This is a genomic window from Dietzia alimentaria 72, assembly GCF_000226215.1.
Classification (GTDB): domain Bacteria; phylum Actinomycetota; class Actinomycetes; order Mycobacteriales; family Mycobacteriaceae; genus Dietzia; species Dietzia alimentaria.
This window is the reverse complement of record NZ_AGFF01000022.1, coordinates 13,160-37,397: the sequence shown is the minus strand read 5'-3', so window position 1 is coordinate 37,397 and position 24,238 is coordinate 13,160. Positions and strand designations below refer to the sequence as shown.

Below are 24,238 nucleotides of genomic sequence, written 5' to 3'. Positions count from 1 at the left end.
GGCGTTGCCCCGAGCGCACGGCCTACCGCGGAGGCGCTCCCGTCTCCCCCTCGGGCACCCCGCGCCGCCGCAGTTCCGCTTCCGCGCGCGCCAATCCGCCGTGCTCGAGCGCTGCCAGCGAACTGTGATCGGCCCAGACCAGCCGCCCGTGCCGCCAGACCTCCACGTCGAGTTCTCCGGCGAGGTGCTCGATCGATCCGGCCGAGTTTCGTTTCTGCGACGGCAGCGGCACCGGCAGCACGTGCGCCCGGTCGAGCGGCGACCGACCACTCACCCTGATCCTCCACCCGTAGCCGCGGCCGTCGAATTCCCAGCTCTCATCGGTCACCTCGGCACGAACAGGCGAGACAACCGGGTTGCCCAGCCGGACCACTCGGCCGTCCGGGAGCCGCACGACCAGCGCTGTGACCTCGGTGCGCAGCGGCCCGGAGTGAATCTGGCCGCCAGCAAAGGCGACGCAGGTGTCCGGCTGGGAGAAGGCCTGTGCCTGGCCCCACCACCACGAGTCGGGGAAGCCTTCGGCGCCCCAGTTCTTCTCGCCGTACACCTCGGCGGCGTCGAACTCCCACCACTGTCCGTCGAGTTCGGCCCACCCGGAGGCGCGCCCGCCGAGCAGCCACGGGTGCCAGTACTGATTGAGTGCGGGAACGGCTTGGAAGATGCTGGACCCACCTACTATCGGATGCGGCCATCGGACCGGCTCAGTTATGTCCACATGCAGGCGGGCGCCCTCGCCCATGTCCACGTGGACGCCGTCAGCGCGGTACTCGAACTGCTCGGCGGAGCGGGCGCCGATGCGGTGGGGATCGGCCCACCCGTGGGGCGCGGCCGCCAGACGAAGTGATGACGACGACGAGTTCGCCGCTCCCACCTGCCCCGGCTCCCCCACCTGGTCAGAAGCCAGCCCCAACGTGGCCCAATGCCCGTCTGGACCTCGATTTACACCGATCAGTGCGATGATCACGCGCCCGTTCTCTCGGTCGGTGACCCGCATGAAGTACCCCTCCATAGCGACGTCGTGTGCGCGCAGTGGATCACCGAACGGTAGGTCTGCGCCGGTAGCCCGGTATCGCCGGAGGATTTCCATACGGCTCAGCGTCCCATAATCGACCTAGGGTGGGAGCGTGAATACATCGCACCTCGGTCTGCGCCCGCCTCGGGAACGGGTCGATCCCCGGTGCCGGCAATGGTGGGCCGCCCAGGTTGCGCTGTGGATGGCGGGGCCCCTCGTCCTGCTGGCGGTCCTGACGCCTTTTCTCGGTCCGTGGTTTCTGCTGGCCGCCGGCGCGTGGACTGTACTGACCGTGGCGGCGCTGGTGGTGGTGCCGCGGGTGCGATGGGCGATCCACCGTTGGGAGGCCACCGACACCGCGATCTACAGCTGTAGTGGCCTGTTATGGGAAGAGTGGCGCGCGGCCCCCCTGTCACGAGTGCAGACCATCGACGAGACCCGCGGCCCGCTGCAGCGCCAGTTCGGTCTGGCCACCGTTGTGGTCACCACCGCCTCGTCGAAGGGCGCGGTACGAATCAGTGCGCTCGACGCCACGCGCGCCGAGGAGATGGCCGACAGCCTCACCCTCCTCGCCCATGACGATCAGCGGGACGCGACATGATCTCGCCTCCGCCCCACGAGTGGGCGCGCCTGGACCGGCGCACCGTTGCCGCGTCGACGGTGCTCACCTCCGGGGCATTGGCCGCCGCCGCGATACCGGTGACTATCGGGATGCTGCTCAGCGGACTCGCGATCGGGTGGGTGGTCTTGTGGACGATCGGCGGAGTACTCCTCGGCATCGTCGCGACCGCGGTCTCGGAGACCATCCGCCTCGCCGCCACATCCTTCCGTGTGGACGCCCACCGCATAGAACGTCGCGTCCGATTCCTGTCCAGCACCACCACGAGCCTGTCGACCGGCCGGGTCCGCAACGTCGAGATCACGGCTGACCCTGTGCAGCGGCGGATGGGCATTGCCACCGTCAGGTTGGCCAGCGGCGAGACGGACGGCTCGCGGCTGACCCTGGCCGCGCTGGACCTCGAGGCAGCGGAGGAACTGCGCCGCCGGCTGGTGCCCACCCATGCCGAGAGCGGCACCTCGCAGATCGCGCGGCTGGACCCACGGTGGATCCGCTACGCCCCCGCGAGCATCACCACGCCGCTGCTCGGCCTCGCGGCGATCGGGGCGCTCGCGCAGGTGGCGAACTGGTTCGACGCGGTGCCCGCGACGGCGACGTGGATTTGGGAGCGGATCGACAGCCTTCCACTCGCGGCGATATTACTCGGGGCAGCGGGCGTCGGTATTGCTGGTCGGAGTGGTGACGGCGGCAGTGGTCGTGGAGAACCGGTGGGGCATGCGCCTCGAGCGCCACGGGGACGGCTCACTGGAGATGCGACGCGGACTGATCGTGGGCCGGCACACGTCGTTCGACGGGCGCCGCGTGCGCGGGGTGACCCTGCACGAACCGCCGGCCCTGCGCGCTCTGGGCGCCGCACGGCTCGACGTGGTGGCGGTGGGCGTGGGCGCCGGCAACGACGACAAGGGAAAAACCAACCAGAGCCCCGCGCTCGTGCCCGCCTCACCTCGCGCGGTTTCGGTGCGCGTAGCTGAGGCGGTGTCGGACGCGCCGGTTCCTACCTCGCTGCGGGCCCGCACTCGTGTGGCCGTGGCTGTGGTGGATTCCGGTCGCCGTCGCCGCGGTCACCGGTGCCGTGTCGTCATGGGCTGCAATCGACAACTCCCGGGGGCTCGGCCACGCCGTTGGCGATCTCGTAGTCGCAGTACGCAAGGGTTCTCTGCTGCGTCGCACCGACCTGCTGATCCGCGACGGGATCCTCGGTTGGAACGTGCGCCGCACCCCGTTCCAGCGTCGCGCCGGGCTGGGGACCTTGGTGGCGACCTCCGCCGGCGGCAGCGGCGCGTTCCGGCTGCCCGACATCGCTGACTCCGAGGCGCACGGGGTGTGGGCGACCGCCGGCGTCGTCTGGGAACACCTGGCTATCTGAAGCTGGCGCCGTCAGTCGGCGTCGACGGGGCGTACGTCGGTGGCGGGATCGAGCTTTCGCACGAGACTTGGCGCCAAATCGGCCACCGCGTACTCGTCGAGCAGGCGACCGACGTCGTCGTCGTCAACCCCGGCAAAGACCCGCCCGATGGTGACCCCGTGCGTGGGCACGGCGACCACCCGGATCACATCTCCCGCCTCGACGGGCCCCGCGGCGAGGACCCGCGCGTACGCCCCTGGCCGCCCACCTTCGGTGAAGCGACGAACCCACTTCGGTTTGCCGACGCGATGCGCGAAAGTCTGGCACGGGATGCGTGGCGCGGTGATCTCCATCCGCAGGCTGCCCACCTCGAGAATCGTGCCGATCTGCAACTGTGAGGTGTCGACTCCCGTCACACGGAGGTTCTCGCCGAAGTAGCCGGGCGGGATGGGTCCGCCGAACTCGGGTTCCCACTGCTCGACGTCGGAATCCGACAGCAGGTAGACGGCCTTCCACACCCCGCCGTGGTGCTTCCGATCAGCCTGGACGTCGCCGTGGAGGCCGTACTCTCGCACCTGGACGGGGCCGTCGACCGGCCGCTTATCTATGCCCGAGACGCCCACGCGGCCGGGGACGGTCAGCAGCTGGTCCACCACACACACCGCGCGAACGGCGAACGCGCTCGTCATCAGCGACCGAACCTGCGGTTGCGCGCCCCGTAGTCGCGCATAGCGCGCAGAAAGTCCACGCGGCGGAACTCGGGCCAGTAGGCCTCGGTGAACCATATCTCGGAGTAAGCGCTCTGCCATAGCAGGAATCCCGACAGTCGCTGCTCGCCGGAGGTCCGGATGACAAGGTCGGGGTCGGGCTGGCCGGACGTGTAGAGGTGCTCGCCGATGGCCTCCACTGTCATGCCGTCGATCAGTTCCTGGCCAGAGCACCCCTCGGCGATGAGCTGTGCCACCACGTCCCGCGCGGCGTCCGCGATCTCGTGCCGACCCCCGTATCCGATCGCCACGTTCACCTTGACGCCGTGCCGCCCTCGGCTGGCCTCCTCGGCGGCGCGCAGCCGCTCGGCCATCCAGTCGGGCAGGATCTCCCGACACCCGACGATCCGGACCTCCCAGTTCCTCCCGGGCGCGGTAATCTCGTCCACAACATCGGCGATGACCTGCAACAACTCGTCGAGTTCGACGGCGTCGCGCCCCAGATTCTCCGTACTGAGCAGGTAAATGGTGGCCACGTCCACGCCGAGTTCGTCACACCAGCCCAACAACTCGGCGATCTTCACAGCACCGGCGCGATAGCCGTGCGCGACGTCCGTGAAACCGGCCTCCCGCGCCCACCGGCGGTTCCCGTCCGCCATCACGGCGATGTGCCGGGGCAGCCTGGACTCGTCCAGCGAGGAGCGCAGTCGCGCTTCGTAGATCGAGTACAGGGGTGAGGAGGGGTCCACGCGGAAAGAGTACCGCGCCCGGCCCCCACCTCCCATGTGCCCCTGACCCGATCGAGTGGTCAGGACCGGCGGCCGGCCCGAACCGCGTCAGCGAGCGCGCGCAGCCCCGTGGCGGTGGTGTCCCACCCCATGCAGGCATCGGTAACGGATTGGCCGTATACGAGTTCGTCGGCATCGACGGACTGGGCGCCGGGCTCGATGAAGCTCTCGATCATCAGCCCCGAGATGCCCTGCTCCCCCGAACCGATCCGCTCGGCGAGCTCGGCCACGACCTCGGCCTGGCGCTCGTGAGACTTTCCGGAGTTCGCGTGGCTGGCATCCACCATCACGCGCTCGGGCAGGCCGACCTTGCCGACGGAGGCCACAGCGGCCGCGACCGAGTCCGGGTCGTGGTTCGGCCCGGAGGTGCCGCCCCGCAGGATCACGTGACAGTCGCCGTTGCCGGCCGTCTCGACCACGGAGGCGCGACCTTCGGCGTCGGTACCGAAGAACACGTGGCCAGCCGCCGAGGACCGGCAGCCGTCAACCGCCACCTGCACCTCACCGTCGGTCCCGTTCTTGAAGCCCACCGGCATGGAGAGGCCGGAGACGAGCTGGCGATGAACCTGACTCTCGGTAGTCCGAGCTCCGATCGCACCCCAGGAGACGGCGTCGGCGATGTACTGCGGACTGGTCGGCTCGAGGAACTCGGTACCGACGGGAAGGCCGGTATCCAGCACGTCGAGCAGCAGTTTGCGGGCCGTGCGCAGGCCGCGCGGGATGTCGTAGCTGCCGTCGAGCGCCGGGTCGTTGATGAGCCCCTTCCACCCGACGGTCGTGCGCGGCTTCTCGAAGTACACGCGCATCACGATCAGCAGCTCTTCCGCGGTTTCCTCGGCGAGCTCGGCCAGTCTTCCGGCGTAATCGAGCGCCGCCTCGGTGTCGTGGACCGAGCAGGGGCCCACCACCACGAGCAGGCGATCGTCACGACCGGCCAGGACGTCGGCTATCGCTGATCTACTGCGTTCGACGAGCGCCTCGCGCGCTTCGCCGATCGGGAGTTCACCGAGGATCTCCGTGGGGGTCGGCAACGGGGCGTAGGAGAGGATGCGGCGGTCGGCGGTCTGGGTGGGATTGTCGGCGGTGATGGTCACGGCAGTGCGCTCCTGGTGTTTCAGTGGTGGCGGGCCGGGTGCCGTGATCCTTCGAGGTGCCCTTGGTCGCACCCGGATCCGCCGTCTGGAAAAGGCGGGAGGCGGCGACCGTGGTGGTCACCGCCTCTGGGCTCCGGGTGTCGACGGTCCGCTTTAGCGGACGCGTGCGCTCGCGGCGCGGGCTCCACCCGGAGCCCACATAAAGCGCCAATATGCGCGAGCGTTCGACATGGGTGACACCTTAGCAGAAGCCAATTTGGCGCGTTAATCCCCAGCACTGCGGACCCAACCGCGTAGCTCGTTTTCCACTCAGGCGATCTTTCAGCACTTGTTTAATAGAACACTTGATCGACCCGCGCATCGCGACTACACTGGATCACACGTTCGATTCACGGGGCTTCGGGAGAGGGGCAGGGGTGTTGGATACGACGACGACGAGCTCTGTCCTCACCGAGCCGCTTCGCGGCGTGGACGAACCATTGGGCTCGCTGGACGCGGATGCCTTGAGTGAGATCGCACGATCGGCAACGTTGTCCCAGAACCTGGCTGGCGCTACCCGGCTGGAAGCAGCGTTTCACCTGGTCGAGAGAATTCGGCGCCTGGATGAAGCCCTTCGTGAATCAGATTCGGCTCTGCGCTCGGCGTTCGCACGCCTTGCGCCGGCAGACCAAGCTCGAGACCACCTAGTCGCGGCGATGAGCCTGACCAACTGGCACGCTGGCCGCCTCGTAGCCGCGGGACTGCAAATACACACCCGCCTTCGGTTGCTGCGCGACGCCGTCGGCCGCGGATTGGTCCCTGAACAGTTGGCGATTGACACCGCGTGTCGGCTTGCCACGGTGCCTGATCAGATCGTCGGTCGGGTCGAGTCCGACGTGGTCGGAATGCTGTGTCGAGCGCTGAACGGTGGAAGTCGACCCAGCCGTACCGCCCTAGATTCGGCGGTCGACCAATCCGTGGAACGCCACGACCAGAACGCCGCCAACGACGCGGTAGACGAAGCCAGAGCGCAGCGCTCTGTCCGATTCCGGCCCGCGGCCAACGGCATGATGAACATGTGGGCCCACCTGCCGGTCGAGGACGCAGAGAGGCTGCGAAGGCGCATCGACAACGCAGCCAGAGCAGCGGGCGAGTCCGGCCATGGCCGCCCACGCTCACAACTTCGTGCGGACGCGCTGTGCAGTCTCGGCGATCCGACCACCGACGACGTGGGTGACCCCATAAGCGTCGAATCAAACGGCAACGGTTCGGTCGGCACCCGGTGGGCCTCGGATTCACCGATTCACATCTCCGTCATCGACGGCCGGGTTCAGGGGTTGCCGAACAGGGTCGAGTTCGTCCGCGGCGCCTACTCCAGCTTCGACTGGTTGTGCGAACAACTCCTCAACGGCGGCGATACAACAGTGCGTTTCGAGCTCATCGATCCGCAGCCCGGCGTGCTGGACACTCCGGATGCGGCCTTGAGTTACCGCATCCCCGCTGCTCTAGCCGAACGAATCCGACTCCGCGATGGGACCTGCCGGCACCCGGGGTGCGCGGTCGACGCACGCGATTGCGACCTTGACCATATTCTGGCTTTCGATCATCTCAATCCTGCATTGGGCGGCCCGACCGTGGAATGGAATCTGGCCTGTCTCTGTCGCAGGCATCACCGCGAGAAAACCTTCGGCCACAGCGCCTACCGACCTGGCCCGCTCGGTGAATTGATCATCACCACCGACACGGGCCATGAGCACCGGACCACGCCCACCGGGCCGCTTGCACGCTCCCGTGAACAGATCCTCGATCACCAATGGGATCTCCACATCGGACGACTCATTGCGGAGGACGGCCACATCACCAATCCACCAGGCGCTCACCGAGCCCGGCAGGGGCCACCACCCGACGACCGCGAACGACCACGTGGCGTCTGAGTTCCCCTATGAGGTTGCTCCTGGGCCCCGTTCAGAACGTAACGACAAATTTTCCGCTTCGGGTCTTGTCCACCAGACCGGACCAGGCATCGGGAACCTCGTCCAGGCTGCCCGACTCGAACTCCAGCGAGATCTTGCCCTGTGCGGTTAGTTCGGCGATGCCGTGATAGGCCTCGGTTGCCTCTTGCGCTGTGAGAAGGAAGTTTGTGTGCCCGATAAAACTGATCCGCTTATTACGGAACACCGGAGCGTTGATCGAAGCGGTACCACCCGCGCTCGAACCGACCTGGACCCAGCGGGCGTAGTCGTTCAGCGCCGGCACGAAGCGGTTGGGATAGTCCCCCCAGAGACTGTCCACTACCACGTCTATCCCTGCCGGGGCCACGCGGCCGATTGCACTTCGTACGTCCTCCTCAACCTCCTCCAGGAGAAGGCTGGTCATACCGACGGATTCGACCGTACGTTTCTGCTGCTCGTCGACCACCAGACCCACCGCACTCGCGCCGCGGGCCAGCACAGCCTGTCCGGCGATCATGCCGACCGATCCCGCTGCGCCCGTCACCAGCACCGTCTCGCCCGGGGCAACTTTGCCTTCTCCGAACGCGGCACTGTAGGCAGCGATGCCGGGAACGCCGAGGAGTGCTCCGAGCCGCGGATCTAACGCCTCGGGAAGATCGATGGTCTTCGCTGCTCCGAGATCCACCTTCTCCGACAGGGAGCCAGCGGGTCGCTCCGGGTCGTAGAAGTAGACCCTGGTCCCGTCAGCGCGTTCCGCCACGCCGCCGTAGCCGAGAGCATCACCAGGCGAGAACTTGCGGAGTGGAAAGTTCCCACTTGCCAGTACAAGATCGATGGGATTGATGGAGACGGCGAGAACGGTTGCCGCATTCTGCGGCTCGGGCCGCTCGGCGATGATCGCTTTGCCGGACGCGGCGTCGATGGTTGCAATCTTCATGGTCCTACCTCCGATTGTCCGGCCTCAATTCTGACCGACTACCTGTCCCGGGCTGAGGGAGATGTTCTTGTACTCGAGGAAATCGTCGAGCACCGCGATGCGGCGCATATGCCGTAGACCCAGGGTTTGCAGCGCACTGAGATCTCGAATCGAACGCGACTGACACGTCAACTAGACACTGTTCCGACGATAAACCTCCGGTTGTGACCTGTAAACCATCCGGCGAGACTCGGCCCGAGGCGACAGGGCCCTGCCACCTTCGCACGCACCCCACCCGCCGATGATGAGGACGCCATGACCACCACCGCCAGACCAAACCGCGACGTTTGGGGAATCGGCGCCTATGATCCGGATCTCTACCTGGAGCGGATCGGCGTGGACGCGGGCCCGCCGAGCCACGATCTCCTCGAGCGCGTTCACCGCGGCCACATCGCGACCTTCCCCTTCAGCAACCTTGATGTACTGCTGGGCCGGCATCCGGGTGTCGCCCCGGAGTCCGTCGCCCGCCGCATGCTGCAGGAGGGAGCAGGGGGCTACTGCTTCGAGCACGTCCAGCTCATGGCCGGTGCCCTCGAACGGCTCGGCCTGAGCGTGCGCCGCCGACTGGGCCGGGTCCACTCGTCAGAGAATGCCCGCACCCACATGTCCCTCGACGTCGAGCTCGAAGGTCGACGTTGGATGATGGATCCCGGTTTCGGGCTGTCTCTGACCGGGCCGATCCTCCGCGAGGACGGTGCGCGGCGCGAGGAGTTCTTCGGCTCGTTCGGGCTGGAGAACACCGTTGCAGCCGACGGCGTCGAGCAGTGGGTCCTGCGCCGCGGCAAAGACGTCGTGCACGTCACCGATCTCCTGCCGGTCGTACCGGCCGACGTGAACGCCGGCCATCACGTCACTTCTACCCTTCCCGGCGCCGGCCCTTTCCAGGCCATGCTCATCGTCAGCCGGTTCACTGACACCGGACACGTGACGATCACCAATTGTGCTCGCACGATCCGCAGCCCTGGGCGGGAGACGGTCCACGAGGAGCTCACCCACGTGCAGGTAGTCGACGCGCTCGCCGATCTCGGTCTCCCCCTGGATACAGCGACGGTCCGCGCCCTCCGGGAGCGGCTGCGCGAGCTCGATTGAGCTTGATTCTCGAGGACCTGTGAGCTTCAGGAATATCCCCCTACCCCCTTTTGTTTGACATGTCAGCAAGATAGAATCGAAACACCAACAGAGGGAAGGTCTTCATCATGCAGTTCGGAATCTTCAGCATCGCGGACATCACACCGGACCCCGTTACCGGTGCAATCCCCACCGAGCACGAGCGACTCGAGTCGATCATTGAGTACGCCGTGCAGGCCGAACAGGTGGGACTGGATGTCTTCGCCCTGGGCGAGCATCACAACCCGCCCTTCGTCACCTCCTCCCCCACCACCACGCTCGGTTACGTGGCCGGCAAGACCTCCGAGATCATCCTGTCGACCGCCACGACGCTCATCACCACCAACGACCCGGTGAAGATCGCCGAGGACTACGCCATGCTGCAGCACCTCTCGGGTGGCCGCGTCGACCTGACAATGGGCCGCGGCAACACCGGACCGGTGTACCCGTGGTTCGGCCAGGACATCCGGCAAGGCCTGCCGATCGCCGTGGAGAACTACGAGTTGCTGCACAAGTTGTGGCACGAGGATGTTGTGGACTGGGAGGGCAAGTTCCGCACCCCGCTGCAGCAGTTCACCTCCACCCCCCGCCCGCTCGATGGGGTCGCTCCGTTCGTGTGGCACGGCTCGATCCGATCGCCGCAGGTCGCCGAGCAGGCCGCCTACTACGGCGACGGCTTCTTCCACAACAACATCTTCTGGCCGATCCACCACACCAAGCAGATGGTCGAGCTCTACCGCAAGCGCTACGAGCACTACGGTCACGGCTCGGCAGACCAGGCCATCGTCGGACTGGGCGGACAGTTCTTCGCTCGTAAGAACAGCCAGGACGCGATCAACGAGTTCCGCCCCTACTTCGACAACGCGCCGGTCTACGGCAACGGACCCTCGATGGAGGACTTCACCGCCCAGACCCCCCTCACGGTCGGCTCGCCGCAGCAGGTCATCGATCGCTACATGAGCATGCGTGAACAGGTGGGCGACTACCAGCGTCAGATGTTCCTCATCGATCACGCCGGACTGCCGCGCAAGACGGTTCTCGAGCAGATCGAGATCCTCGGCACCGAGATCGTGCCGGTACTGCGCCGCGAGCTGGACGCACTGCGCCCGGCCCACGTGCCCTCCGGCCCGACGCACGCCGGACGCGTCGCCGCCCGCGACGCCGCACTGGTGGAATCCGGCGAGCCCGCCTACGACGACGCCTACCGGTTCGGCACCGGCGACAACTGGACGGGCCTCACCGCCGAGGGCGGACAGCGTGCCCAGGAGCAGTCTCTCGCCCGTGCCCGCCGTGACGAATCCCGCCTCGCTGAGGCACCGGCTCGGAAGGAGTCCAAGTGACCAATCCCGACACCAACCACCAGAGCACAACCGATCGGGCCCTCAACCTCGTCGTCATCTCCGCCGGCACGTCCGTGCCCTCCAGCACGCGGATGCTCGCCGACCAGCTCACCAAGGCCACCCGTGAAGCCCTGGTGCGCCACGGCCAGCAGGTGAACGTGACGGTCCTCGAGGTCCGCGAGTTGGCGCATGAGGTCGTGGACGCCACCTTCACCCGGTTCCCCGGCGAGAAGCTGTCCGCGGCGATCGACCACATCGCGAGAGCGGACGGCGTGATCGCTGTGACGCCGACGTACAACCAGTCGTACTCGGGTCTGTTCAAGTCGCTGTTCGACGTGATCGACCCGGGCACGCTCGCAGGCGTACCGCTGGCCTTGGGCGCAACCGGCGGTACGGCGCGGCACTCACTGGCGATCGACTACGCGTTGCGGCCGATGTTCGCCTACCTCAAGGCCGACGTGGTGCCCACCACGGTGTTCGCGGCGTCCGAGGACTTCGGCGCCGTCACCACCGCCGCCGACGAGAACTCACTGCACACCCGCGCAGGCCGCGTCGGCACGGAGCTGGCCGATTACATGCTGCGCTTCGCCGGTGTGACCGCCGGCGCGGTGGCGCCCACGCGCGCCGACGCGGCCCGGGGGCGAAGGACCGACGACGAGGAGTTCGGCGACTTCGTTCCGATGGGCGACCTCCTGGGTCGCTGAACCGTCAGGGCACGCACACCGATCAGCGCGGGTCTGGCAGCTCATCCTCGGAATCGAGCGCCACACCCGCGCGGTCGGTCCCCTCGTCTGCCAACTGATCAGGCTCGGGGTGCTCCGCGTCAAAGCTCGCGGGCAGTCCCTTGATGTGCTTGTTCATGTTGCGCACCAGCAGCACCGTGGCGATGAGAAGCAGTAGCACCAGCACGATCCCGATCGGCGACGCCTTGCCGAACTCCGGTCCTACCGGGTTGTCGTTGGATCCGGGTGTACCCGGCGACTGGTTCTGCGCGAAGACCATCGCCGACTCATACGCCAGGATGTGAACGTCCGGCCCCAGGGAAATCATCGCGGTCCCTCGCTCGTGTTAGGTCCGACGGGGAGCGCCACGTACGGGTCCACTCCCTCGAAGAGGTCTGCTTCGTATTCTCCCTCAGCCAGGTCGGGAAAGCCCACCCGGCTGGCAGCCAACTCGAACTCCTCGGTGGGCCACACCCGTTGCTGCATCTCCACCGGGGCGGCAAAGAACCAGCCGTTGGGGTCGATCTGGGTGGCATGCGCCAGCAGGGCGGAGTTGCGCTGTTCGAAGTAGCCGGCGCACTCCACGCGAGTGGTCACCCGCTCCATGATGTCCGGCCGGTCCCCCCAGCGAGAGAGGAACTCCTCGAAATGACGGACGCCGTCTCGGGCGTACAACTCGTCGTCGAGCATCTGCAGGCGGCTCTTGGGGAACCCGTGCGTGTAGTAGACCTTCGCCACCGCCCAGGCCTCACCCGCGTCGGGATACCTGTCCGGATCCGCAGCGGCTTCGTAGGCGGCCATCGACGCCGAGTGCACCTTCAGATGATCCGGATGGGGATAGCCCCCGTTCTCGTCGTACGTGATCAGAACGTGGGGACGGAATTCACGGATCCTGCGGACCAGAGCGCCGGTGACCTCGTCGTCGTCGACAAGCGCGAAACATCCCTCGGGCAGGGGCGGCAACGGGTCACCCTCGGGCAGCCCTGAGTCCTCGTACCCCAGCCAGTGGTGCTCCACCCCCAGGACGGCGGCCGCGCGCGCCATCTCCCGGCGTCGCACGTTCGGAAGATCCGCGGTCACGTCGGGGCGATCCATCGCCGGATTGAGAATGCTGCCGCGCTCACCGCCGGTACAGGTCTCCACCAGCACACGTTCGCCCTGGGCGACGTACTTGGCCATGGTGGCCGACCCCTTGGACGACTCGTCGTCGGGGTGGGCGTGGATCGCCATCAGCCGGAGACCGGCCATCGTCGCACCTGCCGTTCTTCGTTCGGTAAACGTTTGACCGCACCATTCTATGGTGGCCGGCAGCATACGTGCCCCCGGCCCGGGCGCGACGGCCCCCCGACCGGCGCCCACAGCTGACACGGATACCCTGGGGATCATGAGTGAGCCGAGGTCGGACGCCCCTCCGGAGAGCCCGCGGGCCCTCCCAGATGGCAGGTACGGCGATGCCGAGTCCACCTCCGGGCTGGCCAGCAAGTTGGTCGCCGTTGTGTTGGGCCTTCTGGTGGTCGCCATCGTGGTGGCCAGCGGCTTCACCATCTACCGCCTGAACGCCACCCCGGAGGTGACCGGTGAGGTGGTGGGGGTGGACGTGGTCGACGACGACCAGGTCGACGTCTCTTTTACCGTCACCCGCGACGAGCCCGGAAGACCCGTGTACTGCATCATCCGGGCACAGGAGCAGTCCAAGGGAGAGCTGGGACGGCGCGAAGTCTACGTCCAGCCGTCCGAGTCCGACAGCGTTCGCATCGACACGACCATCGCCACGTCAGCGCGCGCGTTCATGGCCGACGTGTACGGCTGTGGTGACGACGTTCCGGACTACCTGCGCAGGTAAGACGCCCCGCGCTGACCCCTTCAGGGCGGGGAGGCTGTGTTAGCATCGTTACATCAGCACGGCTCCCATTTTGGCGGGGCCGTGTTTTTGTTACCTCACGCACGCGCGAACAGATTGGAGTGCGCTCATGGCGAACGACACCCAGGTCCACTGGCTGACCCAGGAATCGTACGACCGCCTCACGGCCGAGAAAGAGGCGTTGATCGCGAACCGCCCGGTCATCGCGTTCGAGATCAACGAACGGCGCGAAGAGGGCGACCTCAAGGAGAACGCGGGCTACCACGCCGCGCGCGAACAGCAGGGCCAGGAAGAAGCCCGCATCCGGACGATTGACGACCTGCTGGCCAACGCCCAGGTCGGCGAGACGCCCACCGAAACCGGTGTCGCGCTGATCGGCTCCGTCGTCCGCGCCTACTACAACGGCGACGAGGACTCCAAGGAGACCTTCCTCATCGGTACCCGCGGCGAGGGTTCCGGAAAGGACGATCTGGAGATCTACTCCCCCGAGTCACTGCTCGGCCGCGCCGTCCTCGGCGCCAAGAACGGTGAGACCCGCGAGTACAAGGCCCCCAACGGCAAGACCGTCAAGGTAACCATCGTCACCGCGGAGCCGTACCAGAGCGCCTGATGCGTAGATCCGCCCCGATCGACGGGATCAGAGCACTGGCCGTCATAGCGGTCATCCTCTATCACTTCTTCCCAGCCTCGTTCCCGGGCGGGTTCCTCGGCGTCGACGTGTTCTTCGTCCTCTCGGGATTCCTCATCACCTCGCTTCTACTGAGGGAGCGTGCGACGACGGGCCGGATCTCGCTGGCGGCATTCTGGAAACGTCGTGCCCGCCGGATCCTGCCGGCGGGCTTCACGCTCGCCGCGTTCTTCGCCTCGCTCACCCTCCTCGCGGACCCGGACCTGCGGGTGGGTCTGTGGAAGCAACTGCTCGGCATCCTCACCTTCAGCACCAACTGGGTGGAGATCCTGGATTCCGGCAGCTACTTCGAGCAGACCACCCCGCGGATTTTCGTGCACTACTGGTCCCTGGCCGTGGAGGAGCAGTTCTACCTGTTCTGGCCGCTTATCGTGACGGGCCTCGTGGCTCTGGTGGCTTTGGTCGGAACGCGGCGAGGCATTGCTTCCGCGAGCGGGGTCCGGAAGATCGTCGGCGTGGTGGCAGCGACCGGGGCGCTCGCCTCCGGCTTACTGATGGCGGTCCGTTACGTTCCCGGAGAGGATCCCTCGCGGCTCTACTACGGGACCGATACGCATGCGTTCGGCCTGCTTATCGGAGCCGCAGTCGCGGCGCTTGTGGCCACCACGTCCACCTCGCGTCTGGCGGACCTGTGGCCGACGTGGCGCCTGAGCGAGCACCAACGCCGGGTAGAGGACGGCGCCGCAGGGGTAGCGCTGGTGGCACTGCTCGGCGCGGTGCTGTTCCTCAGCGACCGCTCGGACCTCGCCTACCGGGGTGGCATCGCTCTCGCCTGCGCGACCGCCGCCGTCGTGGTGGTGGCCGCCGCCCGTGGATCGGGCCCGGTCGCACTGGGACTAGGCCACCCGGCGCTCTCTTGGATCGGGCTGCGCTCGTACAGCCTGTACCTGGTCCACTGGCCCGTGTTCGTGTTGGTGGACTCCGCCATAGTGGACCCCGCAGTGCGCGCGTCCGGCCTGGTCCCTGTAACCGCGCTGGTGCTGACCGTGACACTCGCCGCGGCCTCGTACCGCTGGATCGAGACCCCGTTCCTCCACGCCAGGGCGCCACGCGTCACCACGCCCAGCCGCTCGCCCCAACGGATCGCATTGGCAGTGGTGGCGGTGACCGTACTGGCGAGCGGGTCCACCGCGGCAGCACTGACCGCACCCGTCAAGTCGTCGGTGCAGGTCCAACTCGAGGCAGCGGCCCGCGCGCAGCAAGAAGCCGCACTCGCACCGCCGCCCCCGCCGCACCGCGAGATGCCGCCCGGCGAGGCGGTCTCGGTGATCGGCGACTCCGTCGCCCTCGGGGCATCGCCGTCGTTCCTCGTCACGTTTCCCGGGATGGCCCCGACCCAGATCGACGCCGAGGTTTCCCGCAGCTGGATGGCGGTGCCGTCGATCATCGCGGCGCGACAGCAATCCGGCCTCATCGGCGAGGCCGTGGTTCTGGGGATCGGCGCGAACGGTCCTGCGGGTGCCGAGTACGTGCTCGAAGCGATCGACGCGCTGGGGCCGGACGTGTTGGTGGTGGTGGTCAACGCGCACTCACCGCTGCCCAATAAAGAATCCATCAACGCCGGCATCATGGAGGCCGTCGCCGCCCGACCTAACGCGGAACTCGCGGACTGGGATTCCGCGGCCGCGCTGCATCCCGACTACCTCGCCGCCGACGGTGTGCACCCCGCTGACGCCCGGGGCACGGACCTGTACGCGACAGTGGCCCACGCGGCGCTCGAGCGCCTCGTCGAGCGAACTCCGGCGGCGCCCGCCGGGGCCGTGCCCCCCGCCCCGTGACCGCCTGCCCAGGCCGGCCCGCTGGTAGCGTGTGACTGATCCTCCGGCCCCCGGGCCGCGTATGAACAGCCAGGAGACGCACGTGTCAGATGGATCCCACGAACGACCCGCAGGACCGGCCCCGAAGATCGAATCGGCGGCCGATCGGGTCCTGGGTTCAGCGCTGCGCACCGGCCAGTCGCCGTTCGAGGACGATCTCTACACCTGGACCCCCGAGGTAGCCGAGGAGCTCGCGCGACGTCTGGACTCCGACCCGGAGGCGGACAGAAGCGCCGCCGCAGAGCCGACTGATTCCCACCGCTCACCGGTGATGCAGGCACTCCACGACCAGCTCGAGGGTGCTCCTCGTCCGGTGATCCTGCTCGCCGCGGAACTCCTCTACATCCAACAGTTGCCGCTGTCCACGGTCACGGCCCGCCTCAAGCGCGGCCGCGTCCGCGACATTCTGTCCTGGACCGATGATGCGCCAGACATCCCGGAGGACCTCGCCGAGGTGCTCGTCGAGAAGGGCCCGCTCACCGGCGGTCTGGGCTTCAACGTCCAAATGCGTGAGCACCTCCGATGGCTGTGCTCATTCGTTATCCACTGGGCCGAGCTCGACGCCTCCGTGCGCGACGCCGCCCTGTCCGACCCGTGGGAGTTCCAGCGGGCCGCCCGGTCGACGCCCGGCGACTGGCGAGCTATCCGCTACAGCCTGCAGTACCTGGCGTGGCCCGGGTACTTCCAGCCGATCGTCAAGCACGAGCACAAAACCCGCATCCGCGATGCCTTCGCGGATCTCATCGGCGGACCGTCCGGCATCGACGAGCTGGACATCGACCAGGACCTGTATCGGATCTCCGAGATCCTCTCCGCGCAGCTGGGTCAGCCCGTCGACTGGTACCGCGGCTCCGTGGCCAACCAGTGGCAGCGGCACCGCGACGACCATTCGCGCCGCGCCTGGCTCGTGCGGCCGGGCCGTGGCGGCGTCAACCAGGCCGGCCAGTGGGTGGCGCAGAACCGCATCGCTCTCCCCGCATCGCACCTGCCCCGCATTCCGGCGCACGCCAGTCGTCTCGAGGTGTCCCAGGCCGTCGAGCAGGGTTATCCGCATCTGGATTACCAGGCCAGGTTCCAGCTCACGGCCGAGCTGCACACTTTTCTGTCCCGGATGAACCCGCAGGACGTGGTGGCCACCGTCGTGGACGCCAAGCTGCGTCTGGGCACCCTCACTGACGACCTCGGTTATGTCGACGACGGCGGCCAGCAGCTCGAGCGCTCCGTCCTGTGGAGTTCGGTGTCCCTCGACCTGGAGGCACTGCCCAGCCCTCTATCCGAACTGATCGGCGAGCCCGGCACGGTAGTCGACCTCACCGACGGTCTCGACGCCTTGCTCTCTGCCATGCACCCCGGCCGCCATTCGACCGAGTCGCAGGTCATCGAGGCTCCCGCCGCCGGGGCCGTTCCGACCCTGCCCGCCGTCACCGACGAGCTGGCCGACAGTCTCCACATGCCCCGCAAGGAGCTTCAAGAGATTGTCGATACCCTCCAGTCGCGGCAGCAGATCGTGTTCTACGGTCCCCCCGGCACCGGAAAGACCTACCTCGCGCAGGAGCTCGCGAGGTTCCTCGCCGGAGCGGACGACCCGAGCCGAGTGCAGTTGGTGCAGTTCCATCCCAGCTACGCCTACGAGGACTTCTTCGAGGGCTACCGGCCCACCCTCACAGAGTCCGGGCAACCCGGTTTCGCGCTGCAGGCCGGTCCGCTACGCCGGCAGGCTGCGCGGGCGACCTCCGAGTCCGGCCGTGAGCACCCGAGCTTCCTCATCATCGACGAGATGAACCGGGCCGACCTGGCCCGGGTGTTCGGCGAGATGTACTTCCTGCTCGAGTACCGCGACCGCACAGTGCTGCCCCAGTACTCCCCCGATACCTCGTTCAGGTTGCCGCGCAACTTGTTCATCATCGGCACCATGAACACCGCTGACCGGTCCATCGCCATGGTCGACGCCGCGATCCGCCGCCGCTTCGCGTTCATGGAACTGCACCCGGACACGCCGCCTGTCGCCGGAGTGCTGCGCCGCCACCTCGAGGCCCGCGGCGCCTCACCGGAGCCGGCCGAGCTGCTCGAGGCGCTGAACTCCGAGATCGACGATTCCGACCGCGACCTGCGTATCGGCCCCTCCTACTTCATGAAGGACGAGGCGACCGATCCCGGTGGACTCGAGGCCATCTGGCGGTACGACCTGCTTCCCCTGCTCGAAGAGCACTACTACGGACGGCTCACCCGCGCCGAGGTCCACGAGCGGTTCGGTCTGGCGGCCCTGCGCCGAAAGATCGGCCGGGCGTGACAACTCCCTCGCAGACCCTCGAGTTTGACGAGTTCGACCGCCGCGGCAAGCTGGTGACCCTGAGCTGGGAGGGCGCCAAGCACCTGTCGCAGACCGGTCTGGTGGAAGTTCTACCCGCCGGCCGCGACACCTGGCGCCTCATCCCCTGCGGCTCCGTGGGCTCGGTCCGGGTCGAGGGCCTGTCCCTGCGCGTGCTGCCCGCAGCCAGTCTCGGCCTGACGCAATTATTCTTCCTGCTCGACCACGCGCCGGACAATCCGTTCCTCCCCTCTGCCGTTCAGGCAAGAGACGACGACGAGTTGTGGATTTCCGTGGCGGAGTCCATGGCCCAGTTGGCGCACCGTGCCCTGTCGGGTGGGCTCCTACGTGGGTACCGTCGGGTCGACGAGGCGCTGACCACCGTGCGTGGTCGTATCCGACTGGGCGACCAGATACGCCGGCATCCAGGCATGACCATTCCGCTGGAGGTCACCTACTCGGAGTTCACCCCGGACATCGCCGAGAACCGCATCCTGCGGACGGCTGCCCACCGGTTGCAGTTCCTGCCCGAACTTCCCGACGCCACCAGACGGCGACTGGCGATGGTCGACGCCCGGCTCGCCGATGCGACCCTCATCGGTCAGGGTGCTCCGGTGCCCACGTGGACGCCTAACCGGCTCAACGCGCGGTTCCACGACGCGCTCACTCTGGCCGACCGGATAGTTCGACGCATATCGGTTGAGGTGGAGGACGGTCACGCTGCGTCGGCGGCGTTCGTCACCGAGATGCCCGCGTTGTTCGAACGGTTCGTGGAGGCCGAGCTGACCGCCGCCCTCCACGGGCACGGCGGCAGGCTCCTGCAGAATCCCGTCGTCAACCTCGATTCCGGCGCCGAGACCGGCGACGCGCCGTCGGGCCGCCACAGCGCTCCCGCCGAGGACGTTGACCACATCTCGGTGCGCACCGGGCTCGTCTATGAGGTGGACGGCCACCCCGTCACCACGTTCCTCCCCACCTACTCGACTGACAAACGAGCCCGCGCCGCTGATCACTACCGGCTACTGGCCGCGTGCACGGCACTCGGCGTGGACCGCGCCTACCTCATCTATCCGGCGCAGCGACGAGACGATGCGCCGCAACCGCGCCGGATCGTCCACACCGATATCTCGATCATCGAATACCCGGTGGACCTGTCCGTCGGCCCCGCAGAGAGCCGCCGGGCCATCGTCGAACTCGCGGAGAGTGCGCGCGATCTGGGCGCGCCGTCCGCACCGCGACACCGCACAGATGCGCGGCACGGCATCCCGTCGGCAGCCTCACGCTGATCGTGGTGGGAGAGGTAGGCACCTACCGGGGGCGTACGAGGGCGCGGCCGACCGGAATGAGAACGCGTTCCGGCATAATGATGACGTGAACGGCGATCCGGAGAGTACGGGGGACGCCCGCCAAGCCGCGGACACCCTTCGTCGCCGGAGCCGGTTCCTGAGGTTGTCCTGCTTTCCGTGGGAGGGCCCGGGCTCGCAAAACTGACCGACCGCACAAGTACCCACCCCGCAACGAAGGAGCTTTCCATGCCGGAAGCCGTGATCGTCTCGTACGCCCGTTCCCCCATCGGGCGTGCCCACAAGGGATCCCTCGTGGGCATCCGCTCCGACGACCTCGCAGCCCAGATGGTCAAGGCCGCGCTGGACAAGGTCCCCTCGCTCGACCCCACCCAGATCGACGACCTGATGCTGGGCAACGGTCTGCCCGGCGGTGAGCAGGGCTTCAACATGGCCCGCGTCGTGTCGGTCCTCGCCGGCATGGACACCGTCCCCGGCACCACGGTCAACCGCTACTGCTCGTCCTCGCTGCAGACCTCCCGCATGGCGATGCACGCCATCAAGGCCGGCGAGGGCGACGTGTTCATCTCCGCCGGCGTCGAGACTGTGTCCAACTTCCCCAAGGGCACTTCAGACCACATCCCGAACACCCACAACCCGATCTTCGCCGACGCCGAGGCCCACACCGCCAAGCGCGCCGAGGGTGGCGCCGAGGTGTGGACCGACCCGCGCGAGAAGGGCCTGCTGCCCGACGTCTACATCCCGATGGGTCAGACCGCCGAGAACGTCGCGCAGACGACCGGCATCACCCGCGAGGAGCAGGACCACTGGGGCGTGCGCTCGCAGAACCGCGCTGTCGCCGCCGTGGAGAACGGGCACTTCGCCAACGAGATCACCCCCGTCACCATGCCGGACGGCACCGTCGTCTCCGCCGACGACGGCCCGCGACCTGGCACCACCTACGAGAAGATCTCGCAGCTCAAGCCGGTCTTCCGCCCCGACGGCACCATCGCCGCCGGCAACTGCTGCCCGCTCAATGATGGCGCAGCTGCGCTCGTCATCATGAGCGATGTCAAGGCCAAGGAGCTCGGCCTGACGCCGCTCGCGCGCATCGTCTCCACCGGCGTCTCGGGCCTGTCCCCCGAGATCATGGGACTGGGTCCGATCCAGGCCGTCAAGAACGCCCTCAGGTTCGCCGGGAAGTCGATCTCCGACATCGACCTGTTCGAGATCAACGAGGCGTTCGCCGTGCAGGTGCTCGGCTCGGCCCGCGAGCTGGGCATCGAGGAGGACAAGCTCAACGTTAACGGTGGAGCCATCGCTCTGGGCCACCCCTTCGGCATGACGGGCGCCCGCATCACCGCGTCGCTCATCAACAACCTGCAGGCCGAGGACAAGCAGTTCGGCGTCGAGACCATGTGTGTCGGCGGCGGCCAGGGTATGGCGATGGTGCTCGAGCGCCTCAGCTGATCCCCTCCCGCGAAATGACTGCGGCCCCGGCTCCCTGTGTAGGGGGCCGGGGCCGCGGTCTTAGTGCGTGTAGCTACTGGGCGCGAGGTCAGTCGCGGAGGTAGCTCATGAGCCGCAGGATCTCGACGTACAGCCAGACCAGGGTCACGGTCAGGCCGAGGGCCACGCCCCACGCCATCTTGGCCGGGGCCCCGGCGCGCACGAGGCGGTCGGCGTTGTCGAAGTCCATCAGGAAGCTGAACGCCGCCAGACCGATGCACAGGAGACAGAAACCGATCGCGATGGGGCCGCCGCTGTACAACGGGTTGGGGCCACCGGTGAACAGGCTCAAGACGATGCTACCCAGCGCGGCGAACAGCACGCCCACGAGCGCGGCGGTCATGAATCGGGTGAACTTGGGGGTCACGCGAACGGCCCCGGTCTTGTAGACGAAGAGCATGCCCACAAAGACGCCGATAGTGCCGAGGATAGCGCTACCCACCGCACTGAGGATGGCTCCACCCTGAAGGCCATCACCGGCGGTGAACAGGTAGGTCGCGGCACCCACGAACAGTCCCTCGAGGGCACCGTAGGTCAGGGTGACGGGCGCCGAGTCCATCTTGCGGCCGAACGTGGCGATCATCACGGTGACCAAGCCACCGATACCGCCGACGAGCAGCATCGGCATCAGCAGACCTGGGTTCGTGGAGATGAGGTAGAAGGCGATGACGCCGACCACGCTGAGCAGGCCGAGGGTCATGGCGGTCTTGGTCACCACGTCGTCGATCGTCATGGGTCGCGTGTCGTCGGCGAACTGCGGGGTTGCCTGCGGCGCAAAACCGGACTGGGCGCCGTAGCCCGGCTGGCCGTACTGGCCCTGCTGGAAGGCCGCCCGGCCGCCGCCACCGAGCTGGGTGGCGTTACGAGCACTGTCCTGGGACAGGGAACTGAAGACCGGATTGCTGCTGGTGCGCATCGAGGTCCCTTCGGGATTGTGGGGAAGACCGTTAGTCGAGAGTCACCGCCGGGCGACCGACGAATAACTCATACTTATAGAACGCGCGACACCACGTGGGTGTTCCCGGTTCTGTCTGCCATCCTGCCCGATGTGCCCGACATCATGGGGGTCGCCCCGCTGCAGCGGTCACAGGTGGCGCGACGGACTATTCGCAGGCTATGCCGTCGTTGTCGCGGTCGAGCTTGGGTGCGTAGCCCGGCTCACCGCGAAGGAGCGGGGTCACGCCGGCCGCGCGTGCGGCCGAGCAATTTGGGTAGTAGGCCGATTGCGGTTCGGCCAGAGGCTCGGGGGCGTAGGTCTGGGCGGGTGCGTACAGCGGAGCAGGTGCGGGTTCGGGTGCTGGCACGAAGCTCGGCTCCACCTCGACAGGCGCGGCGATGGATGAGGATTCCGGCTGGCTGGTAGGCGTCACCGTCGTGGTGGCAGTGGCCGCCCGCGCCACAGAGGTTGGCGTGACCGTACTGGTTGCCGGCGGGGTGCTGGTCGTCGACGACACGGAGGGCTCGGCCAACGGCATCAGAATCAGCGAGCCGAGTAACGCGAGTCCGGCCACGGATCCCACCACCGGCCACCGCCGCTCGAAGGGAACGAGGGGCGTGTCCCAGGTCAGCGGGTCCAGCGCCCCCGGAGAGACGAACCCCGACATGGCCTGTTTAGCTTGTTCGGCCTGCCTGTCCATTCGGAAGTCCTCCTCCGCGCGGGCGCGGTCCCGATGCTCGCAGAGCACCCACCACCCGCCTGGGATCACCGCGGACAATCCGAGTAGCGCCATGGCGATTGACTGGAGAATGCCGTCCCCGAGCGTTCCCACGGCCGCCACCACCATGAGCCCGCCCAGTACGAGACCCGCCCAGCCCAGCACGGGTTTCCACGCCGGGGGCGCGACATAGGTGGGCTCGGCGAGGGTGGGGCGAACCATGGACGGCAGGACGATCGGCATACGCAGAGGGGCTTTCGCGAGAGGTGACGCGGCGAGGCTGCGGCGTCGAGCGTTCCGGCGGTGAGAGGTCTTCACGCCGCGGTGATGTGAACATTACTCCAGCGCAGCTCACTTCCAAGCATTCTTTTATCTGCCGGTGCTCACGAGATCAGCGCAGGGCGACCTTGCGGTCCCAGGACCGGGCGGTGCGCCACAAGCAGAACACGCCGACGACGAGCAGCACCGCAATGAAGCCGACCGGCATCACCTCGTTGTTGGCATTGGCGCCCGCGCTCATCTCGGCCAGGACGTTGAAGTGGACCAGGCCCAGCTGATCGCCCTTCACCCCGATTCCGAACGGCAGGACGATCATGCCGACCAACGAGAGAACCTGGGTGCAGAAGTAGACAACCACGTACACGATGATCGGTCCTCCCCAGCCCAGGGAGGCGAGCTTGCTCTCGTGGCCGATCGAGACGGCGAAGTAGTAGTACACGACCGCCATCACCAGGGACACCAGCAGCAGGATCGCGCCCACGACGATCATCCAGGCCGGGGTGACGTCACCGACGTAGGTCAGAGCGTCGCCGATCGCGACGAACGTCGGGCGCGGAATCTCCGCCGTGAAGCTCGCTGCCCACCACAGCAGCCAGCCGGCCAGGCCTGTGAGCACCACTGCGACCAGCGAGACGAGGGTCGTCCAGATCAGCTTGGCCTGGAAGATGGTGGATCCGCGCACGGGGATGGATTGTGTGAAGTAGCCGGTGCGCCCGTAGCTCGAGCGCCAGTAGTCGGCCGCCAGCAGGAGTTGCGCGCCCGGCACAAGAACAGCCACGGCGAGGAATCCGAGAAGTAGCCCCAGAATCGAGAGCGCGGACCAACCGGCCGCACCGAGCAGGCTGCCCAGTATCCCCACCAGCATGGTGATCCCGAAGAACATCCCGAGCGCCCCGCGCGTGCGCAGCCACTCGTGCTTGAGCAGTGTCGTCGTCATCGGTACGTCTCCTTGAATATCTGGTCGAGACTGGCGGCGTGCCGGGTGCGCAGGTCATCGGCGTCGCTCTGCGCGATCACGCGGCCGTGGCGCATCAGTACGACACCGTCCAACAGCGGCTCGAGGTCGTGCACGAGATGCGTGGAGATGAGCCGCCTAATTGAAAAAGCGTCGACGACGACGACAACGCCGAGTCACCTGCGAACCCGCGCACCAGCGACCCCACCCCATGGACATCCGCACCCGCGCCTGCACACACG

General features: G+C 67.3%; 24 protein-coding genes. 14 read left to right on the top strand and 10 right to left on the bottom strand.

Going from position 1 to position 24,238, the window contains the following annotated elements; translation table 11 throughout:
* Nucleotides 1–22: 22 nt before the first annotated feature.
* Nucleotides 23–1,087, bottom strand: coding sequence for a tocopherol cyclase family protein (locus ON04_RS09250; RefSeq protein ID WP_010541329.1), 1,065 nt, complete (start codon nucleotides 1,085–1,087; stop codon nucleotides 23–25).
* A 37-nt stretch (nucleotides 1,088–1,124) separates the two neighbouring features.
* On the opposite strand from ON04_RS09250, the gene ON04_RS09245 reads away from it, so the two are divergent.
* From ON04_RS09245 to ON04_RS17090, 3 genes are all read left to right on the top strand, one after another.
* On the top strand, nucleotides 1,125–1,613 hold the full coding sequence (locus tag ON04_RS09245; RefSeq protein WP_029458110.1) for a PH domain-containing protein: 489 nt from the start codon (nucleotides 1,125–1,127) through the stop codon (nucleotides 1,611–1,613).
* Entirely contained in the window at nucleotides 1,610–2,602 is a 993-nt protein-coding gene (locus ON04_RS15755) for a PH domain-containing protein (protein WP_010541327.1), read from the top strand. Before ON04_RS09245 ends, ON04_RS15755 begins: the two co-directional genes overlap by 4 nt.
* Nucleotides 2,603–2,703: 101 nt before the next feature.
* Nucleotides 2,704–2,997 carry a PH domain-containing protein gene (locus ON04_RS17090; RefSeq protein WP_238529287.1) on the top strand — a complete coding sequence of 98 codons (294 nt, stop codon included), beginning with the start codon at nucleotides 2,704–2,706 and terminating at the stop codon, nucleotides 2,995–2,997.
* A gap of 11 nt (nucleotides 2,998–3,008) precedes the next feature.
* Here the strand turns inward: ON04_RS17090 and ON04_RS09235 are convergent, their stop codons facing one another.
* The 3 genes from ON04_RS09235 to ON04_RS09225 are packed head-to-tail and all read right to left on the bottom strand — an operon-like array spanning nucleotide 3,009 to nucleotide 5,565.
* Nucleotides 3,009–3,665 (bottom strand): MOSC domain-containing protein, encoded by a 657-nt coding sequence (locus tag ON04_RS09235; protein WP_010541325.1) that lies wholly within the window; start codon nucleotides 3,663–3,665, stop codon nucleotides 3,009–3,011.
* On the bottom strand, nucleotides 3,665–4,468 hold the full coding sequence (locus ON04_RS09230; RefSeq protein WP_050815313.1) for an isoprenyl transferase: 804 nt from the start codon (nucleotides 4,466–4,468) through the stop codon (nucleotides 3,665–3,667). Before ON04_RS09230 ends, ON04_RS09235 begins: the two co-directional genes overlap by 1 nt.
* Before the next feature lie 23 nt (nucleotides 4,469–4,491).
* On the bottom strand, nucleotides 4,492–5,565 hold the full coding sequence (locus tag ON04_RS09225; protein ID WP_010541323.1) for a 3-deoxy-7-phosphoheptulonate synthase: 1,074 nt from the start codon (nucleotides 5,563–5,565) through the stop codon (nucleotides 4,492–4,494).
* A gap of 416 nt (nucleotides 5,566–5,981) precedes the next feature.
* On the opposite strand from ON04_RS09225, the gene ON04_RS09220 reads away from it, so the two are divergent.
* Nucleotides 5,982–7,478, top strand: a complete 1,497-nt coding sequence (locus tag ON04_RS09220) for an HNH endonuclease signature motif containing protein (RefSeq protein ID WP_010541322.1) — start codon at nucleotides 5,982–5,984, stop codon at nucleotides 7,476–7,478.
* Nucleotides 7,479–7,509: 31 nt separating this feature from the next.
* On the opposite strand, the gene ON04_RS09215 is transcribed toward ON04_RS09220, so the two are convergent.
* Nucleotides 7,510–8,433, bottom strand: a complete 924-nt coding sequence (locus tag ON04_RS09215) for a quinone oxidoreductase family protein (RefSeq protein WP_010541321.1) — start codon at nucleotides 8,431–8,433, stop codon at nucleotides 7,510–7,512.
* Nucleotides 8,434–8,727: 294 nt separating this feature from the next.
* Between ON04_RS09215 and ON04_RS09210 the strand changes: the two genes are divergently transcribed.
* The 3 genes from ON04_RS09210 (at nucleotide 8,728) to ON04_RS09200 (ending at nucleotide 11,623) form a co-directional block, all read left to right on the top strand.
* Nucleotides 8,728–9,561: an arylamine N-acetyltransferase family protein gene (locus ON04_RS09210; RefSeq protein ID WP_010541320.1), complete on the top strand. Its 834-nt coding sequence runs from the start codon at nucleotides 8,728–8,730 to the stop codon at nucleotides 9,559–9,561.
* 107 nt (nucleotides 9,562–9,668) lie between these two features.
* Nucleotides 9,669–10,919, top strand: a complete 1,251-nt coding sequence (locus tag ON04_RS09205) for an LLM class flavin-dependent oxidoreductase (RefSeq protein ID WP_010541319.1) — start codon at nucleotides 9,669–9,671, stop codon at nucleotides 10,917–10,919.
* A complete protein-coding gene (locus ON04_RS09200) occupies nucleotides 10,916–11,623 on the top strand; it encodes a CE1759 family FMN reductase (RefSeq protein WP_010541318.1) in 708 nt (235 codons plus the stop codon). Before ON04_RS09205 ends, ON04_RS09200 begins: the two co-directional genes overlap by 4 nt.
* Before the next feature lie 22 nt (nucleotides 11,624–11,645).
* Here ON04_RS09200 and ON04_RS09195 read toward each other — a convergent pair whose 3' ends face one another.
* Together ON04_RS09195 and mca are read right to left on the bottom strand one after the other, a co-directional pair.
* A complete protein-coding gene (locus ON04_RS09195) occupies nucleotides 11,646–11,969 on the bottom strand; it encodes a hypothetical protein (RefSeq protein ID WP_010541317.1) in 324 nt (107 codons plus the stop codon).
* The gene (gene mca / locus ON04_RS09190) at nucleotides 11,966–12,889 is read right to left on the bottom strand and encodes a mycothiol conjugate amidase Mca (protein WP_010541316.1); all 924 of its coding nucleotides are present in this window, start codon (nucleotides 12,887–12,889) and stop codon (nucleotides 11,966–11,968) included. The genes ON04_RS09195 and mca overlap by 4 nt, the downstream gene beginning before the upstream one ends.
* Before the next feature lie 136 nt (nucleotides 12,890–13,025).
* Between mca and ON04_RS09185 the strand changes: the two genes are divergently transcribed.
* The 6 genes from ON04_RS09185 to ON04_RS09160 all read left to right on the top strand — a co-directional run bounded on the left by ON04_RS09185 (nucleotide 13,026) and on the right by ON04_RS09160 (nucleotide 21,068).
* Nucleotides 13,026–13,484, top strand: coding sequence for a DUF4307 domain-containing protein (locus ON04_RS09185; protein WP_010541315.1), 459 nt, complete (start codon nucleotides 13,026–13,028; stop codon nucleotides 13,482–13,484).
* Between the two features lie 127 nt (nucleotides 13,485–13,611).
* The gene (gene greA / locus ON04_RS09180) at nucleotides 13,612–14,112 is read left to right on the top strand and encodes a transcription elongation factor GreA (protein ID WP_010541314.1); all 501 of its coding nucleotides are present in this window, start codon (nucleotides 13,612–13,614) and stop codon (nucleotides 14,110–14,112) included.
* The gene (locus ON04_RS09175) at nucleotides 14,112–15,968 is read left to right on the top strand and encodes an acyltransferase family protein (protein ID WP_010541313.1); all 1,857 of its coding nucleotides are present in this window, start codon (nucleotides 14,112–14,114) and stop codon (nucleotides 15,966–15,968) included. The genes greA and ON04_RS09175 overlap by 1 nt, the downstream gene beginning before the upstream one ends.
* An 82-nt stretch (nucleotides 15,969–16,050) precedes the next feature.
* On the top strand, nucleotides 16,051–18,297 hold the full coding sequence (locus tag ON04_RS09170) for an McrB family protein (RefSeq protein ID WP_010541312.1): 2,247 nt from the start codon (nucleotides 16,051–16,053) through the stop codon (nucleotides 18,295–18,297).
* Nucleotides 18,294–19,601 carry an McrC family protein gene (locus tag ON04_RS09165; protein WP_010541311.1) on the top strand — a complete coding sequence of 436 codons (1,308 nt, stop codon included), beginning with the start codon at nucleotides 18,294–18,296 and terminating at the stop codon, nucleotides 19,599–19,601. Before ON04_RS09170 ends, ON04_RS09165 begins: the two co-directional genes overlap by 4 nt.
* 246 nt (nucleotides 19,602–19,847) lie before the next feature.
* Nucleotides 19,848–21,068 carry an acetyl-CoA C-acetyltransferase gene (locus tag ON04_RS09160; protein WP_010541310.1) on the top strand — a complete coding sequence of 407 codons (1,221 nt, stop codon included), beginning with the start codon at nucleotides 19,848–19,850 and terminating at the stop codon, nucleotides 21,066–21,068.
* Between the two features lie 88 nt (nucleotides 21,069–21,156).
* Here ON04_RS09160 and ON04_RS09155 read toward each other — a convergent pair whose 3' ends face one another.
* From ON04_RS09155 to ON04_RS09145, 3 genes are all read right to left on the bottom strand, one after another.
* The gene (locus ON04_RS09155; protein WP_010541309.1) at nucleotides 21,157–22,023 is read right to left on the bottom strand and encodes a Bax inhibitor-1/YccA family protein; all 867 of its coding nucleotides are present in this window, start codon (nucleotides 22,021–22,023) and stop codon (nucleotides 21,157–21,159) included.
* Nucleotides 22,024–22,210: 187 nt separating this feature from the next.
* The gene (locus ON04_RS17085; RefSeq protein ID WP_010541308.1) at nucleotides 22,211–23,005 is read right to left on the bottom strand and encodes an excalibur calcium-binding domain-containing protein; all 795 of its coding nucleotides are present in this window, start codon (nucleotides 23,003–23,005) and stop codon (nucleotides 22,211–22,213) included.
* Between the two features lie 148 nt (nucleotides 23,006–23,153).
* The gene (locus ON04_RS09145) at nucleotides 23,154–23,978 is read right to left on the bottom strand and encodes a hypothetical protein (RefSeq protein WP_010541307.1); all 825 of its coding nucleotides are present in this window, start codon (nucleotides 23,976–23,978) and stop codon (nucleotides 23,154–23,156) included.
* Between the two features lie 38 nt (nucleotides 23,979–24,016).
* On the opposite strand from ON04_RS09145, the gene ON04_RS17220 reads away from it, so the two are divergent.
* Nucleotides 24,017–24,142 (top strand): hypothetical protein, encoded by a 126-nt coding sequence (locus ON04_RS17220; protein ID WP_274376961.1) that lies wholly within the window; start codon nucleotides 24,017–24,019, stop codon nucleotides 24,140–24,142.
* Nucleotides 24,143–24,238: the final 96 nt, after the last annotated feature.

What these genes read in the sequence shown, in the direction of transcription:
- ON04_RS09250 (WP_010541329.1), bottom strand. Translation starts at nt 1,087, where the DNA reads ATGGAAATCCTCCGGCGATACCGGGCTACCGGCGCAGACCTACCGTTC.
- ON04_RS15755 (WP_010541327.1), top strand. Translation starts at nt 1,610, where the DNA reads ATGATCTCGCCTCCGCCCCACGAGTGGGCGCGCCTGGACCGGCGCACC.
- ON04_RS09235 (WP_010541325.1), bottom strand. Translation starts at nt 3,665, where the DNA reads ATGACGAGCGCGTTCGCCGTTCGCGCGGTGTGTGTGGTGGACCAGCTG.
- ON04_RS09230 (WP_050815313.1), bottom strand. Translation starts at nt 4,468, where the DNA reads ATGGGAGGTGGGGGCCGGGCGCGGTACTCTTTCCGCGTGGACCCCTCC.
- ON04_RS09215 (WP_010541321.1), bottom strand. Translation starts at nt 8,433, where the DNA reads ATGAAGATTGCAACCATCGACGCCGCGTCCGGCAAAGCGATCATCGCC.
- ON04_RS09210 (WP_010541320.1), top strand. Translation starts at nt 8,728, where the DNA reads ATGACCACCACCGCCAGACCAAACCGCGACGTTTGGGGAATCGGCGCC.
- ON04_RS09205 (WP_010541319.1), top strand. Translation starts at nt 9,669, where the DNA reads ATGCAGTTCGGAATCTTCAGCATCGCGGACATCACACCGGACCCCGTT.
- ON04_RS09195 (WP_010541317.1), bottom strand. Translation starts at nt 11,969, where the DNA reads ATGATTTCCCTGGGGCCGGACGTTCACATCCTGGCGTATGAGTCGGCG.
- mca (WP_010541316.1), bottom strand. Translation starts at nt 12,889, where the DNA reads ATGGCCGGTCTCCGGCTGATGGCGATCCACGCCCACCCCGACGACGAG.
- ON04_RS09185 (WP_010541315.1), top strand. Translation starts at nt 13,026, where the DNA reads ATGAGTGAGCCGAGGTCGGACGCCCCTCCGGAGAGCCCGCGGGCCCTC.
- greA (WP_010541314.1), top strand. Translation starts at nt 13,612, where the DNA reads ATGGCGAACGACACCCAGGTCCACTGGCTGACCCAGGAATCGTACGAC.
- ON04_RS09175 (WP_010541313.1), top strand. Translation starts at nt 14,112, where the DNA reads ATGCGTAGATCCGCCCCGATCGACGGGATCAGAGCACTGGCCGTCATA.
- ON04_RS09160 (WP_010541310.1), top strand. Translation starts at nt 19,848, where the DNA reads ATGCCGGAAGCCGTGATCGTCTCGTACGCCCGTTCCCCCATCGGGCGT.
- ON04_RS09155 (WP_010541309.1), bottom strand. Translation starts at nt 22,023, where the DNA reads ATGCGCACCAGCAGCAATCCGGTCTTCAGTTCCCTGTCCCAGGACAGT.
- ON04_RS17085 (WP_010541308.1), bottom strand. Translation starts at nt 23,005, where the DNA reads ATGCCGATCGTCCTGCCGTCCATGGTTCGCCCCACCCTCGCCGAGCCC.
- ON04_RS09145 (WP_010541307.1), bottom strand. Translation starts at nt 23,978, where the DNA reads ATGACGACGACACTGCTCAAGCACGAGTGGCTGCGCACGCGCGGGGCG.